The 14,955-nt window shown below is 58.4% G+C and carries 12 protein-coding genes and 1 pseudogene; 11 read left to right on the forward strand and 2 right to left on the reverse strand.

Annotated elements, in window-relative coordinates; genetic code table 11:
• Position 1 precedes the first annotated feature (1 nt).
• Positions 2 to 511: a nodulation protein NolB gene (locus tag EOA49_RS09320; protein ID WP_095521281.1), complete on the reverse strand. Its 510-nt coding sequence runs from the start codon at positions 509 to 511 to the stop codon at positions 2 to 4.
• 186 nt (positions 512 to 697) lie between these two features.
• Here EOA49_RS09320 and EOA49_RS09325 point away from each other — a divergent pair, with 186 nt between their 5' ends.
• From EOA49_RS09325 to tdh, 7 genes and pseudogenes are all read left to right on the forward strand, one after another.
• A complete protein-coding gene (locus EOA49_RS09325) occupies positions 698 to 1,396 on the forward strand; it encodes a secretin N-terminal domain-containing protein (protein WP_091595837.1) in 699 nt (232 codons plus the stop codon).
• A gap of 427 nt (positions 1,397 to 1,823) precedes the next feature.
• A complete protein-coding gene (locus EOA49_RS09330) occupies positions 1,824 to 3,635 on the forward strand; it encodes an HrpF/NolX family T3SS translocon protein (protein WP_236370748.1) in 1,812 nt (603 codons plus the stop codon).
• Between the two features lie 1,051 nt (positions 3,636 to 4,686).
• Entirely contained in the window at positions 4,687 to 5,031 is a 345-nt protein-coding gene (locus EOA49_RS09340; protein ID WP_091595831.1) for a helix-turn-helix domain-containing protein, read from the forward strand.
• Positions 5,032 to 5,068: 37 nt separating this feature from the next.
• Positions 5,069 to 6,406, forward strand: coding sequence for a serine hydroxymethyltransferase (gene glyA, locus EOA49_RS09345; protein WP_091595829.1), 1,338 nt, complete (start codon positions 5,069 to 5,071; stop codon positions 6,404 to 6,406).
• A 57-nt stretch (positions 6,407 to 6,463) separates the two neighbouring features.
• Positions 6,464 to 7,639 (forward strand): methionine adenosyltransferase, encoded by a 1,176-nt coding sequence (metK, locus tag EOA49_RS09350; protein WP_063169265.1) that lies wholly within the window; start codon positions 6,464 to 6,466, stop codon positions 7,637 to 7,639.
• 19 nt (positions 7,640 to 7,658) lie between these two features.
• Positions 7,659 to 8,753, forward strand: coding sequence for an adenosine kinase (locus EOA49_RS09355; RefSeq protein ID WP_245316490.1), 1,095 nt, complete (start codon positions 7,659 to 7,661; stop codon positions 8,751 to 8,753).
• Positions 8,754 to 8,818: 65 nt separating this feature from the next.
• Positions 8,819 to 9,852: pseudogene (gene tdh / locus EOA49_RS09360) on the forward strand (L-threonine 3-dehydrogenase).
• Positions 9,853 to 10,936: 1,084 nt separating this feature from the next.
• Here the strand turns inward: tdh and EOA49_RS09370 are convergent.
• On the reverse strand, positions 10,937 to 11,221 hold the full coding sequence (locus EOA49_RS09370) for a hypothetical protein (protein WP_126089914.1): 285 nt from the start codon (positions 11,219 to 11,221) through the stop codon (positions 10,937 to 10,939).
• A 309-nt stretch (positions 11,222 to 11,530) separates the two neighbouring features.
• On the opposite strand from EOA49_RS09370, the gene EOA49_RS09375 reads away from it, so the two are divergent.
• The 4 genes from EOA49_RS09375 to EOA49_RS09390 form a co-directional block, all read left to right on the forward strand.
• Positions 11,531 to 12,217, forward strand: coding sequence for a response regulator transcription factor (locus tag EOA49_RS09375; RefSeq protein WP_029354874.1), 687 nt, complete (start codon positions 11,531 to 11,533; stop codon positions 12,215 to 12,217).
• Positions 12,218 to 12,288: 71 nt separating this feature from the next.
• Positions 12,289 to 13,710 (forward strand): type II and III secretion system protein family protein, encoded by a 1,422-nt coding sequence (locus EOA49_RS09380; RefSeq protein WP_051695798.1) that lies wholly within the window; start codon positions 12,289 to 12,291, stop codon positions 13,708 to 13,710.
• Positions 13,711 to 13,722: 12 nt separating this feature from the next.
• Positions 13,723 to 14,283 carry a CpaD family pilus assembly lipoprotein gene (locus EOA49_RS09385; RefSeq protein ID WP_236473720.1) on the forward strand — a complete coding sequence of 187 codons (561 nt, stop codon included), beginning with the start codon at positions 13,723 to 13,725 and terminating at the stop codon, positions 14,281 to 14,283.
• 84 nt (positions 14,284 to 14,367) lie between these two features.
• Positions 14,368 to 14,955: acyltransferase (locus tag EOA49_RS09390; protein WP_164749206.1), on the forward strand; the 588-nt coding region annotated here is incomplete at its 3' end.

Below are 14,955 nucleotides of genomic sequence, written 5' to 3' on the forward strand. Positions count from 1 at the left end.
TTCAGCCTTCCTTCAAAAGTTTATTCACGGATGATGTGATGCCGCTGACGCCTTTGGAGATAAGCGCCACCTGGGTGACGCCGTTGTAAACATCCCGAAGACCAGCCATCATCGTTTCGAAGTCTTGCCCTTGTTGAGGAATGCCCGAGATTCCGGTTCCCGCCTCACCTGCGACGGGAAGCTTCTGCGCCGGTCCCGGTAGAGCGCCCTTCGAAAGGGCTATGTCATGGTCGAGCGCGGGGAAGGAAACAGTGTTGTGTGGATATAGGGAGGAAATCGTCTGCAACACGCGATCGCCCATGCCGCTCGTCGGCGCAGCCGCGCGCTGAACATCCATCGCCGCAGCAACTGGCGCCGCACTCGCTGGCCCCGCGGCGGCATCGTTTTTCAGCGAGTCGGCTGCATGCCCTAAGGCGCGCTCAAACTGGGCCTGCTCGACAATCGACGGTGATCCGACCCTGGGGAGGCCAGCCGTTAGAGTGGCAGAGATCGACGTGACAGGCATCATCATGTAAGGACTCGGTTGCTCTCTCTGACCGGGCGAGCCCCGCCCATTCATCACCCGGTGTCGGCGCAACACTCCTAGGGGGGCAAGCTGACAACAAGCTGACTAACGGCGGCGTCATTTCGACATCTAAAATCTCTTCGGCAATTTAGTCACTTGTGATGATTTCAGCGTTTGGTTTATCAGTGCGACATGCCGAGAACGCTTATCCAACCCGTCACCCTGCATGTTTTGAGACTTCTCTGTGCCGGGTTTTTTCTGTCCACCGGGATTCACCCGGCGCACGCAGTCCCGCTGTCCCTTCCGGCGACACCCTATAGATACACGGTTCTGGATCAGGAACTCGCTGCAGCGTTGCAGGAATTCGGCAACAACCTGAATATCAGGGTCAACATCAGTCCTGCGGTGAAGGGGCGAATTCGCGGACGTATGCCTGATTTGCCACCGCGCGCGTTCCTCGACCGCTTGACGAACCTTTACGGTCTCCAATGGTACTATGACGGCCTTGTGCTCTATGTGTCTGCTGCACAAGAATCGCAAACTCGAATGCTTTTGATGACGTCGATTCGCTTCGATGCGTTCAAGGGGGCTCTCGACAAGCTTGATATCTCCGACGAGCGCTATGTAGTCAAACCCGTGCCAGGCAATGGCCTCGTCTTCGTTTCCGGTCCACCGCGCTTCGTCGCACTCGTGGAGCAGACCTTTAACGGCTTGGTGGCGGAGGCGCAGGCGCAGACTCACATAGCGGCCACGCCAAAGGAATCAGTGCTGATCTTGTTTCGCGGCTCCTCCACTACGGTCGTTCGCGACGGACGACCGGATGCTTCTTATTCTTCTGACATCCCACAACAGGATAGCGTTGGCGGGAAGCCTGAGCTGGGCAAGAAATGAACATTGAGGATTTGCCGCAGCTCTGAAGAACATGACTGCGGCTACCCCTTTGTGAACTCTTCGCAAACTCGTCAGTTTCTCGAAAGCTAATCCGCTCATGATGAGTCCCGGCAGCTCTCGCGGTGACTCCGGCCATTGTGTTGGACCGAACCTTGGAGCCGGCCCGGAACACAGCAATTGAAGGCAGGGCAGGCGCATTCGTGACCTGCCGACGCTTGGAATTGTCGAATTTTGTGAAACGCAAGGGATCTTCTGTCGGGGTCTCTTGTGGGGATTTCAACGTCACGTCTGAGGATGCACAATGTCGGCCAGCAATCTTTCAACTTTCTACCGCTCAAATTCGCTACAGTCCGCAAGGGGTTGGCCGGGCCTGAAAGTTTCCCATTTTGCGACCCAGCATCAGCAAAGTGCATCGTGCTTCGAAGCGATGCTGTCCACTTGTGTGCTGGCAAACAAGCCCGGCTCTTTCGCGCAAGGGGATCTGCCAACGTCGAATCTTGATTCGACAATGGATAAATTGCGGCAGGACCCTTTGGGCCATCTGGCACCGGATGTCGAATCGACATTGAAGGGCTTGGAGCAACACCCACTGGATCTGCTGCCGCCACATATGAGGGCGGCTCTCAAGGAGGACCAATCGCAACGCTCCAAGGCGACTGAAGCCCAACATCTGCTCCGCGTCACCCCGAAGATCGAGCCGGCTCCCAGGCCGAGCCCCGGAATCACGTGGAACGGTGGGTCGCTGACCACGGCTGAGTTGCAGATTGTTGCGGTACTCAACCGTCACAAGGACCAATGCCCGCTTAGTTGGAAGTCGTTGACCGAGAAAGCCAATGATCCCTCTACGCCACCGGATCTGAAAGCGGCGATCAAGGGACTGCAGCAGGATTCGGGACTTTTTTATGCGATTGGCTCGCAGGGCGACGGCCGCTGTGGAGGCAAGATCAACGCCAAGGACTTGGCCGGATTTTCAAACCACCACCCACAAGTTGCTGCATTTCAGGAAGCCCAAGCGCAAAGCTACGAGCAGAACTACATACCATCCGACGGCAGCGGAGGTTTGCAGCCTTCGGTCATGACCTTGAGCGATGCCTTGCGGGAGTTTTACCGGTACTCCGAAAATCTGTCCAAGGACCTGAGTCTGGATGAGTTCAAGAAAATGGTCGGCGGCGAATCGAAAAACGGCAAATTTCCGCCCCAGGTCATTGCGGCGGCGCAATATTTCCTCGATCACCCCGATGCTTGGAACCAGTTGTGCGGTGGCTCGAAAGGGAAGATGCACAAAGAGGATTTCCTGCAAGTCGCCTCATCGTCGATGAGCCTCACGCAAACTGAGCTGAATACGGTCGAGATGATCAAGGACCATCAGGACACGTTCTTTGGAAGCGGTGTTCTGACTCGCGACAAACTGGCGAAAATGAAAGACGACAAGAGCCTTGATCCGAAAGTGCGGGAAGCAGCCTCTCAGCTCCTTTCAGATCCTCTTTTGTTTGGCCTCCTGAACAATTCGATCACGGGCTATAAGACCCATCATAAATTCTTCGACTTTGGCGGCGGGCATACGGTTGATTCCGGCAATATCAGCAAAAAAGACTTTGCCCATTTTTGCACAAACATGTCGTCTGCGAACCGCAACGTTCAGCAGCCAATCACCCACGGCGCCCAAACCGCAGAAGAGCAGAATGCCGTCGCGGACATGAAGATGGGCCTGATGGACCAGCCTGACATTAAGTCAGCCAAAAAGAACGGCGGGGCCGTCATGCACGTCGTCGACTCCGTGCTCAAAATCGAGACGAAAGTGCTCGACTTGGCGGCAACGGCGGTGGGACTGCTCAGCTTCATTCCGGGCCTCGGACAAGTAGCCGATCTTGCCTCGATGGTTCTCGAGGCTGAGTCGCAAGCAGCCAATCTCCTGCGTACGGCCATTAACGGAGGCGATATGAAGCGAGCGCTGGAGGAAGCTGGCCTCAATATGGCCGCGCAGGCGATCGGCCTTATCGCAGGCCCCGAGGTCAAGCTGGCCATTCGAAATGGGCTCGTAAAGCACCTGATGGAAGAGGCCTTGGCGGCAGGCATTGATCTTTCGGTCTCGACGGCGCAGGACTACGCAGAAGGCTATGTGAATAACCTCCAAGCGCGCCTTGCAGGCGGCCCTGAGCAAAACCTAGGCCTTCCGAGCATGCCATCATTCCAGAGTGTGGCAAGCAATGTGCCCTTCGTCGGCATTGCCTTATCCTAGCCGTCGCCTTGCGCGGAAGCTTTGGCTCGCGCGCTGAGATAAGGGTCATTGTGGCACAAGCAGGGGTTCATCCGCATCAACGCAAGCGGTGTTCCTGACGCCATCTTGATCGGACTGTGAGGGAGATGTCCGAAGTCTGTGAAGGCTTCGGTATATGACGACTTCAGAGTTACGCTGAGCCCAGCCATCTCGAGCCGGTGCGCCGGGTCGAGGTTTTCACGGGCGCCGGCCGGCAGCGGGAATGGTCTCCGGAAGGCACGGCGCGGATGGTGGCGGAGCTGGCGCAGCCGAAGGAACGGCTGTCGCGCGCCCAGGGCGGCCTCCCGAACAGCCAGACGATGATCTCCTGCGGCCTATATCCTTGTGCCCACGCTCAAGGCAGTCGGCTGAAAACAGCGCTAAAACAGCATTATCCTGCACTGCACCCTCGATCCTTGCGCTCACCGATCGCTCGTCGACACGCACGCGGTCAAGTCGTTATCGGCGCTATGCCGATGGGCTTCGAGAGCAAGGTGGACGCTGAGCGGTGCGTCAGCCTCAGGGCGCGGCTGGCCAGCTTTGGGTCTCACGCTCTATGACGGCAACACCCGGCTGATCCACTTGGCCTGTTCGGGGGCTCCCGGCAGCGGCGCGGAAGCCACGGTCCGCCTTCCTCGGCTTCAGGCCAAAGACACCGCAGCATGCTCCAGAGCTATGTCTGCCGCCTTCGCCCCATCGTCGCTGGTCATGTGGAAAGGACAAGCAGGCTACGCACCCCATAATCCCGTCGGGCAGGATTCGACAGTCGACGGCGAGACATTCGCCAAACCTCACCCTTGATTCTCAGCAACGTTAAAAAAAATTCACATAATGTTCGTGAGCGTAGTCTCCTGTCAGGTGGTACATTAGCCCCAATATCTGGCGTCTTAGTCGTAGAAAGGACTGTGATCCATCTTCCATTAGCATCCATACCAGCGGATTTACAGCAAATGACAAGAAGAGATCTCATGCGGATTGATGGGGATAGAAGGGCTAGCGGCTTGCTGCATCCCGTCCGGGTTGATGCCAACCAATGTTGACACTGGTAAATCGCGTAAGGACGGCAGCGCATCTTGATCGCCTTCGAATCCTGGGCCTTTGCGCGCATGCGGATCTAACCGTCGGCGAGCTGGCCGATATTACCAGTCTGCCTCGCGAGCAGGTTCGACGCCACGTCCGGCGGCTGGTCAGAGCCAACTTTCTTTGCTGCAACGAACAACGTCCGCAGTCTTCGTACCATATGCAAGCAGGAGGCAAGGATGGCGGGCTGGCTCAATTGGTGGTCGATCTCCTGCCCCACGATGATGGTCATCATAAAAGAGACCTACAACGCCTGGAAGCAATACAAGACGCGCGGTTGAAGGGACCGCCTGCTTGATCGTGAAATAGATCAGTCCAAATGGAGCGCGACTACCATGGATAACTCCGCCGGCGGCGCCATCGCGCAGCCCGACACTTACGGGCGGCCTCACTTAGCCGCCGTCGACTCCCGCGTTCGCGAACTGCTTCTAAGACAGGAGCGCCAGGAGCGGACAACTCTCAAACTGATCGCCTCCGAGAACTTTGCCTCCTCGGCGGTGTTGGAAGCGACCGGGTCGATTTTCACCAACAAGTATGCCGAGGGATACCCCGGTGCGCGCTACTACGCCGGAAACGAGATCGTCGATGAGCTTGAGACCCTCGCGATCGAGCGCCTGAAAGCGCTATTTGGCAGTGAACACGCCAACGTCCAGCCTTATTCAGGCTCGCCAGCCAACCAGGCTGTCTATCGCGCGCTTTTGAGCCCCCGTGACAAAGTGATGGGCTTGCCTTTACCCGAAGGCGGCCATCTGACTCACGGTTGGTCCGTCAATTTTTCCGGCAGCGATTATCAGCGCGTCCCGTACAGGCTGCACGAAAAGACACAGCAAATTGACTATGACCACTTGCGCGAGACCGCCAAGCGGGAACGCCCGAAGCTAATTTGGGTCGGCGGAACTGCTTATCCGCGTATTTTTGACTACGCGGCAATGGCCGAAATTGCTTCGGAGGTGAACTCGTATCTGGTGGCTGACATCGCCCACATCAGCGGCCTGGTTGTCGCAGGAGTGCATCCGAACCCCGTGCCCCATTGCGATGTGGTCACCAGCACCTCTCACAAGTCGATCCGCGGTCCCCGGGGTGGCTTCATTTTATCAAGGAATGAAGACCGTTATCAGCCCCTCCATCATCCGAAGAGCAAACACAATCTGGCCAAACGTATAGACCGCGCCGTGTTCCCTCTTCTGCAAGGCGGACCGCATATGAATACTATCGCCGCGCTTGCCGTCGCTTTGCAGGAAGCAGCGAACTCGTCCTTTCGTGTCTACGGTCAGCAGATCGTCCACAACGCCAAGGCTCTGGCCCAGGCGCTTCTGGAGCGAGGTTATGAACTCGTCACCGGGGGCACTGACAATCACATGCTGATCCTTGATCTTCGGGACCGGCCGCTGTCAGGCAAAGCCTATGCGGAGCGCTTATCGCGTGCAGGCATCATTGCGAATTTCAATATGGTCCCGGGCGACCGGCGGCATCCGGCGCTGACAAGCGGCATCCGCTTAGGGACACCAGCGGTGACGTCCATGGGCATGCGCGAAACGGAGATGGTGCAGATCGCCGCTTTCATCGACTCGGTCTGCCGCCAGCCCGATGACCAGGAAGTTCATGCGAGCGTACGAAGAGACGTTGCCGACTTCTGCACTGCGTTCGATGTTCCCGGCATCCCCGACCGATAAGCCACCCCAATCCAGAAACTCCTCACTAACTCCAGCACTTGAAGCGAGGGCATTTTTATGACCAGGCAGTTCGTGTTCTCTTCCGAATCCGTCGGCGCGGGACACCCCGATAAGATGGCAGACAACATCTCCGATGCCATTCTCGATGCGGTCCTGCGCACCGATCCGAAGGCGCGCGTCGCCTGTGAAGTGTTGGTGAAGACGGGGATGGTCGTTGTGGCTGGCGAGATCACCAGCCATGCCCACATCGATTACAGCCAAGTCGCCCGCGATACGATACTCGATATTGGCTACGACGATGATGCGATTGGCTTTGATGGTCGACGTTGCGCCGTCGTTCTGGCCCTCACCGAGCAGTCGCCCGACATAAGCCAGGGCGTTGATGAAGGACGAGGGCAGGATCTCGGGCAGGGGGCAGGGGATCAGGGCATCATGTTTGGATTCGCATGCAACGAGACGGATACATTGATGCCCCTGCCGATCCAACTCGCTCACCATTTGACGAAAAGACAGGCCGAGGTCCGGAAAGCGGGACAGCTTGGCTGGCTGCGTCCGGACGTGAAATCTCAAGTGTCCGTACGCTACGAAGGGCTCCGCCCGGTGGCGCTGGATACCATAGTCCTGTCGACGCAGCATGACGAAGCGGTCTCACAAGCCACGGTACGCGAAGGCGTCATTGAGGAGATCATAAAACCGGTCCTGCCGGCCCACCTGGATACTTCGGGGATCAGATTTCTGGTCAACCCAACAGGGCGGTTCGTGGTCGGTGGGCCTGCCGGCGACTGCGGCCTCACAGGACGGAAGATCATCGTCGATTCCTACGGTGGGACCGGGCGTCACGGCGGCGGTGCCTTTTCGGGCAAGGACCCATCCAAGGTTGACCGCTCGGCGGCCTATGCCGCCCGGTATGTCGCGAAGAACATCGTTGCCAGCGGCCTTGCGGAGGTCTGCGAGGTTCAGCTTGCCTACGCGATCGGCGTGGCCAGTCCGGTTTCTGTCATGGTCAATACTTTCGGAACCGCAAGGATCGAGGAAAAAAGGATCGAGCGCCTTGTTCTCGAGGTTTTCAATCTCCGACCGAAAGGCATCATCAAGATGCTTGATCTCTTACGCCCGATATACCGCAAGACGGCGACATACGGACACTTCGGGCGTGAAGAGCCTGAGTTCACCTGGGAGAAGACGGACAAAGCTGACGATTTGCTGCGTGAAGCAGGACCGGCAGCTGCGTGAGGGCGGCTGGATCAAGCGCATGCGGCAACCCATTTCAACTCGCGAGACCACGCCCGGCCGGCATGGCAAGAAGCCGGCTCGGGTTTTTGGCGGAGATTTTGATGCGGATTATGACGTGCTCTGCATCGGTAATGCCATTGTCGACATCATCGCCCAGTGCGACGAGGCATTCCTCGAGACCAACGGCATCATCAAGGGAGCGATGAACCTCATCGACACAAGGCGCGCCGAGCTGCTCTACAGCCGCATGGGTCCGGCGATCGAGGCCTCCGGCGGCAGCGCCGGCAACACGGCGGCCGGCGTCGCCAGCTTTGGCGGCCGCGCCGCCTTCTTCGGCAAGGTCTCCAACGATGCGCTGGGCGAAATCTACGCCCACGACATCCATGCGCAAGGCGTCGCCTTCGACACCACGCCGCTCAAGGGTGAACCGCCGACGGCGCGCTCGATGATCTTCGTCACGCCCGACGGCGAGCGCTCGATGAACACCTATCTCGGCGCCTGCGTCGAGCTCGGGCCTGAGGATGTCGAGGCGGACAAGGCCTCTGGCGCCAAGGTCACCTATTTCGAAGGCTATCTGTGGGATCCGCCGCGCGCCAAGGAAGCAATCCGCCAGACGGCGATGCTGGCGCACGCGGCAGGCCGCGAAGTGTCGATGACCCTGTCGGATTCGTTCTGCGTCGACCGCTACCGCGACGAGTTCCTCGAGCTGATGCGTTCGGGTACCGTCGACATCGTCTTTGCCAACAGCCACGAGATCAAATCGCTTTACCAGACGGCGTCGTTCGACGAAGCGCTGGCGCAGATTCGCAAGGATTGCCGCATCGCCGCCGTGACCCGATCGGAAAAAGGCTCGGTGATCGTGCGCGGCGACGAGACCGTGGTGATCAAGGCGACCGCCATCAAGGAGCTGATCGACACGACGGGCGCCGGCGATCTCTATGCCGCCGGCTTCCTGCATGGCTACACGCAAGGCCGTGACTTGCAGACCTGCGGCGACCTTGGCTCACTGGCAGCCGGATTGGTGATCCAGCAGATCGGCCCCAGGCCCCGTCAGAATTTGCGCCGCGAGGCCGAGCAGGCGGGGCTGACCATTCCGGACGTTCAAACGAGTTAGTGGCCTACCTTCCCGTTGTGCAGGCTATCTCGCCAGAAGCGCAATCACGGAATAGGGAAATCCTGATGTCGAACATGATGAAGGCGCTTGTGAAGGCCAAGGCCGAACCGGGCATCTGGATGGAAGAGGTGCCGGTGCCGGAAATCGGCCCCAACGACGTGCTGATCAAGATCAAGAAGACGGCGATCTGCGGCACCGACGTGCACATCTACAATTGGGACCAGTGGGCGCAGAAGACGGTGCCGGTGCCGATGGTGACGGGCCATGAATTCGTCGGCACCGTTGCCGATTTCGGCGCAGCGGTCACCGAATACAAGGTCGGCCAGCGTGTATCGGGCGAAGGCCACATCGTCTGCGGCCATTGCCGCAACTGTCGCGCCGGGCGAGGGCATCTGTGCCGCAACACACTCGGCGTCGGCGTCAACCGGCCGGGCGCCTTCGGCGAGTATCTGGCGATCCCGCAGCACAATGTCGTGCCGATTCCCGACGATGTGCCCGACGAGATCGCCGCAATCTTCGATCCCTTGGGCAATGCCGTTCACACCGCACTGTCCTTCGATCTGGTCGGCGAGGACGTGCTGGTGACTGGCGCCGGGCCGATCGGCATCATGGGCGCGCTCGTCGCCCAATGCGTCGGTGCGCGCAAAGTGGTCATCACTGACATCAACCCGGTGCGGCTGGCACTGGCGAAAAAGCTCGGCGTCCAGCATGTCGTCGACGCCTCGAAGGAAAAGCTGCGCGACGTCATGCCGGCGCTCGGCATGACCGAGGGGTTTGACGTCGGCCTCGAAATGTCGGGCGCAGCCCCCGCCTTCCGCGACATGATCGATACCATGAACAATGGCGGCAAGATCGCCATTCTGGGCATTGCGCCGACCGGCTTCGAGATCGACTGGAACAAGGTCATCTTCAAGATGCTGCATCTCAAGGGATCTACGGCCGCGAGATGTTCGAGACCTGGTACAAGATGATCGCGCTGGTGCAGGGTCCTCTCGACGTATCGGGCCTGATCACACACCGCATCGGGGTCGATGACTACCTCGACGGTTTCGAGGCGATGAAGAGCGGCAATTCGGGGAAGGTGGTGATGGATTGGTAGGGATTGCCTTGGCCGCTCTTCAGGAAAAGCTGACGGGACAGCACCCCTCTGGTCCGCCGGACATCTTCCAACGAGGGGAACATGGCTGGGTGGAGAGCTATGGCTCCGCTAGGTGCGCCCCCTAATCATGATACGGCGACGTATCGCGGCCCATCCGATAACGGTCGATGGTGGCAATTCGCCTCAGCCGATGACGGAAACCCGGTGAACGGATGCTCACAGGCCCCCACGCGATCGTCTATTTCCTAAGATCTGCGATTGAGGTCGAGGTGTTGCCGCCGTTTCAGCGGGTAAGATGCGTTAGACGACTTCCGGTACCTTTCCGGTCAGCGAATTAAGGAAGGCAACGAGCCGCATTGGACAGGTCGTGCCATTCCGGTTCGGGGGAAGTATGGCGCGGCTCAGCATGGCGACACGGTCGGAACTGAAGCGGCGATCGTGGAGCGTTATCGCGGCGTTGACAAGCGGCGCATTCTGAATGAGTTCGGGGCGGTAATCGGCTATTATCGCAAGCGCGCGCGATCCGTCTTATGAACCGTCGTGAGCAGAGGCCGTCTGCGGGCAAGAGCCGCAGCCGCTGTTACGGCAGCGATGTCCGCGAGGCGCTCATCGTGTTGTGGGAGGCTTCGGAGCGGCTGAGGTCCGCATCGTCGCTCGCGGCGGCCAGCGCCGCCGGGCAGGAATGAGTTCGGCAGTTCGCCGCTCGGTGCAAGCCCGCACCTTCGGCGATTGGAAAGATCCGCCGCCCGGCTTTGTTGAGCGCATTCGGGCACGTCTTGGTCGGGGAGCTTCGTGCAGACGATGGTGCTGACCGAAATTGCCACCGGCTGGACCGAATGCATTCCGGTCCGCACGCGCAACAGCGGCAATGTGATCATGGCGATCAAGCAGGCCCGCTCGCGGTTTCCCTGACCCTGTGCTGCTGTTTGCCGGCATCCGCCCGCACAGGAAGAGCTTGGAAAGCGGTCGATCGTCGTGGCCTGAATGCGGAAATCGAGGAGCCGTTGGTCGTCGATCTCCAGCCTGAACGCGGTCGTTTCCTGGTGCCGCAAATCGGCTGTTGCATACACATCCCTGTCAGACGTCAGTTTTCCTCGCCCATTTTGGTGTCGAGACGCGAAGTGCTCTTTTGGACCAGCAAGGCTTTTTGGAAATCTGAGAGCGGCTTTCCGCGGGGCGCTCCATTTTTGAGCATCAAGCTACCACAGCCAATGACGCGCAGGTTCCACCAGACTCGCCAGCCTTGAAGGACAGCGAAAATAGCATAGCACGACAGACACAACAATCCATCAGGAAGCCGCAGTCGTTGAAGATGCGGCGCTGCATCCATACCGTGGATGCATTCGATCCAAATAATCGATTTGTTCAATCAGTTTCTCGAAAGCTAACCCTACCCTCTGTGGGAATCGGGCTCTGGGCCGCGACGCTGCCTTGCGAGCGCAGGGGCTGCACGTAGGAGAGATGATGCAACGAGAAATCGCACGCGGGTTGCTGGCGTCGTGGGTTCGCCGACCGGCGTATTTGAGCCCGTCAGTTGGTCCTCACCCGCGCCTATTGCCACCGAGCGACTTGCATGTCCCTCCAACTCGGACCTGTTCCGAGAGATGCGACGAGTTGCGCGCCGTGTGCTCCGATCAGATGGCCGCCGGTGACGCGTCTCTCTTCGATAGGAGATGAAATGCGAACGCTGCTCGTGGATCATCATGCGGATCTTGCGCGCGCCATGCGACTTGCGCTCGGGGATGGCGGCTTCGTCGTTGATGTCGTTGGTACTCTGGAACTGGCCTCGAGTGCATTTTCTTGCGCCAGCTATGAAATTCTCCTGCTGGAATTGGCTCTGCCAGATGGCGATGGCTTGGGTTGGCTGAGGCAGTTGAGGACCCACGGGCATTCAGTTCCTGCCGTCATTATGAGCAGCCTTAACGATCTCGATAAGCGAATTGCGATCTTCAACGGTGGTGCGGACGACTTTCTGCTCAAACCCGTCTCTACCGATGAGCTTATCGCCAGAATGAGAGCCATTCTGCGCCGGGCGTCACAGATGACCGACCTGAGGCTCGTATTTGGCAATCTCAACTTCGATCCGGTCGCCCGGCAGGTTTTCGTTGCTGGGCACCCAATGATGATCGCACGTCGCGAACTCTGTATTCTAGAGCATCTGCTTAACCGGGCAGGCCGCATCGTGCCCCGTGCGCAGTTGGAAGATCACCTCTATTCGTTCAACGACGACGTGTCTGCCAACGCGCTTGAAGTCGGAATCTATCGTTTACGTGGACATCTGACCAGATCAGGTGCAACGCCACGGATCAAGACCATCCGTGGCATTGGCTACATTCTAGAATTGACTGACGCGTCATCCGCATAGTTTGTCGAATCGAAAGAAGATCTATTTTGCTGATCCTTCAACATCCTTGCCCTGCGCTCAATTGGCGGGCGATCGCCATCAAGGTTCCGAGACCTGCAGTGCCCCGTTACCTGGGCCATCTCCTCTGCGCGCTTATTGTGACTTTCCCACTTGGTGTCGCGGCGCAAAACAAGCAGGACAAAGGCGCGCCGCGTGCGGCTTCGAATAGCATCAATGCCACGCTGACCCTTTCCTCTTCGCTCGGGGAGACCGTTCATCTGCCCGCGCCAGCCACGACCATCTTTGTTGCTGACCCGACGATCGCGGATTTTCAGGCACCATCGAGCAAAACAATCTTCGTCTTTGGCAAGAAATCGGGGCGGACCAGCCTATTCGCCTTGGACGGCAACGGCGAGCCTCTCGCCGAATTGCGTATCGTTGTCACGCAACCGATCGGGGATTTACGCGCCATGTTGCGGGAGCAGGTCGGCGACTATCCCATCCGCGTCAACTATACGCCGCGCGGCGCAATCCTTAGCGGGACGGCGCCCGACGCAGAGGTCGCCGACACCGCAAAAAGAGTCACTGAGCAATATCTGGGCGACGGAGCGCAAGTCGTCAACAACATCAAGGTCGCTGGATCCCTGCAAGTTAACCTCAGCGTGCGCGTAGCCGAAGTCTCACGCAGCGCCATGAAGTCACTTGGCGTCAACCTGTCCGCCTTCGGTCAAATCGGCAATTTCAAAGTGGGCGTTCTAAGCGGAAGCGGTGCAAGCGCTGGATCTGGTTCAACCCAGGGTGGCGGTACAGCAGAAATCGGATTCGACAACGGTGTCGTCAACGTCAGCGCGGTTCTCGACGCGCTCGCCAAGGAGCATATAGCTTCCGTCCTGGCTGAGCCGAACCTCACCGCTATGTCGGGTGAAAAAGCCAGCTTTCTAGCTGGCGGCGAATTTCCCATTCCTGTCCTGCAGGAAAACAGGCAGGTATCGGTTGAATTCCGTCACTTCGGCGTCAGTCTGGAATTTGTGCCGACAGTTCTCAGCAACAATCAAATCAACATTCACGTAACGCCCGAAGTCAGTGAACTGTCGACGCAAGGTGCCGTGCAAATCAACGGAATTTCCGTGCCGGCAGTTTCCACGCGCCGAGCCGATACGGTCGTCGAACTCGCCAGTGGGCAGAGCTTCGCAATCGGCGGTCTAATCAGGCGGAACGTCAACAATGATGTCAGGGCCTTTCCCTGGCTCGGAGAAATGCCGATCCTGGGACCGCTTTTTCGCTCGTCCTCGTTTCAAAAAGAGGAGTCAGAACTGGTCATTCTAGTTACGCCTTACATTGTAAGACCAGGCTCCAACCCAAACCAGATGAGCGCACCTACGGAGCGGGCGGCACCGGCTTTGAACGGAGGGGGCGCTCCGACGAATTCCGTGGCAAGTCCCCCGCGAGACCGCGCTGCTATCCGTGCGGGCGCGCCAAGCGCCCAGGGCGGTCTCGGCTTCATCATCGAATAGTGTCGTCCAATGATGTTGCGTTTTATAGTCCTCTTTGTCGCTCTGGCACCAAGCGTAAGTGGCTGCACAAGCACTACGCCAGTTGATGTCGAACCATCGGCATCAATGCTTGTCCGAGAGGAGACCACCCTCCTGACGTTGCAAAGCCTGCGCGCTTCCGAACGGCAGCGTTTGCGTGATTTCCTAAACAAGGCCAGTCGCGGCCGATTCGATGCCCTCCACCTCCTCATCAGCGGTTCGCCCCAGCTCAGCGCAGGGGTAGCCCATCAGGCCAGGCAGTTGGCAATCGAAGCAGACAACATTCAATTGCTCGATCAACACGACGCCGGCTCAGTGCGAATTGAGGCGATTGTCTATCACGCCCGTCCGCCGGTCTGTCCCTCATATGGTGCCTTACCCAATGAAGAATCCTTCAAACAGCCGCTTGGTTGTTCGACAGGATTTAACCTGGCCGTGATGGTCAACGATCCGCGCGATCTGCTCGACAATCAGGCCGTCAAGTCCGGCGATGGCGATCGTGCTTCTGTACCAGTTGCCACTTACAGAACATTCGGGACGGATAAAGGTGGCTGATACCGGCCCTTATCTTGGCAGCACTCCTACCGGAGATTGAAAGCTTCCAATCTCGTCCTGATCTAAAATCAAAGGAACCGCTGGATGCAATATAGGCGCGATATCGCGGGCCTTAGGGCTGTTGCTGTACTTCCGGTCGTACTCTTTCATTTCGGAATTTCGGCGATCCCGGGTGGCTTTAGCGGGGTCGATATCTTCTTCGTCATCTCCGGCTACCTGATCAGCGGAAGCCTCTTGGATGACCTTGAACGCGGCCAATTTTCGATCGTCAACTTCTACTGGCGCCGTGCCCGGCGCATTCTGCCGGCTCTCGTCTTTGTGATGCTTCTCACCTGCATTGCCGCATTGTTCATTCTTCTGCCATCGGATCTGCGCGAATTCGGTCTTAGCATCATAGCTGCCTCGACCTTCTGGTCGAACGTTTTTTTCTGGAAAACGTCAAGTTACTTCTCGATCGATGCCGCGCTTCGACCACTGTTGCACACCTGGTCGCTTTCCGTAGAGGAGCAGTACTACATCTTCGCCCCAATCCTGATGTTCCTAATCTATCGCTACATCGGGAAGCGCTGGCTGACGACACTTCTTCCGATAATTCTCTGCAGCTTCGTAATGGCGGTGATGGCGACATCGCTGGCGCCCACCGCCGGATTCTATCTGCTGCCGACCCGAATC

This window comes from Mesorhizobium sp. M1A.F.Ca.IN.020.04.1.1 (genome assembly GCF_003997315.1).
In the GTDB taxonomy this organism is placed as follows: Bacteria; Pseudomonadota; Alphaproteobacteria; order Rhizobiales; family Rhizobiaceae; genus Mesorhizobium.

Coding starts and splice junctions, on each gene's coding strand:
- EOA49_RS09320 (WP_095521281.1), bottom strand. CDS start 511: ATGATGATGCCTGTCACGTCGATCTCTGCCACTCTAACGGCTGGCCTC.
- EOA49_RS09325 (WP_091595837.1), top strand. CDS start 698: ATGCCGAGAACGCTTATCCAACCCGTCACCCTGCATGTTTTGAGACTT.
- EOA49_RS09330 (WP_236370748.1), top strand. CDS start 1,824: ATGCTGTCCACTTGTGTGCTGGCAAACAAGCCCGGCTCTTTCGCGCAA.
- EOA49_RS09340 (WP_091595831.1), top strand. CDS start 4,687: ATGTTGACACTGGTAAATCGCGTAAGGACGGCAGCGCATCTTGATCGC.
- glyA (WP_091595829.1), top strand. CDS start 5,069: ATGGATAACTCCGCCGGCGGCGCCATCGCGCAGCCCGACACTTACGGG.
- metK (WP_063169265.1), top strand. CDS start 6,464: ATGACCAGGCAGTTCGTGTTCTCTTCCGAATCCGTCGGCGCGGGACAC.
- EOA49_RS09355 (WP_245316490.1), top strand. CDS start 7,659: ATGCGGCAACCCATTTCAACTCGCGAGACCACGCCCGGCCGGCATGGC.
- EOA49_RS09375 (WP_029354874.1), top strand. CDS start 11,531: ATGCGAACGCTGCTCGTGGATCATCATGCGGATCTTGCGCGCGCCATG.
- EOA49_RS09385 (WP_236473720.1), top strand. CDS start 13,723: ATGTTGCGTTTTATAGTCCTCTTTGTCGCTCTGGCACCAAGCGTAAGT.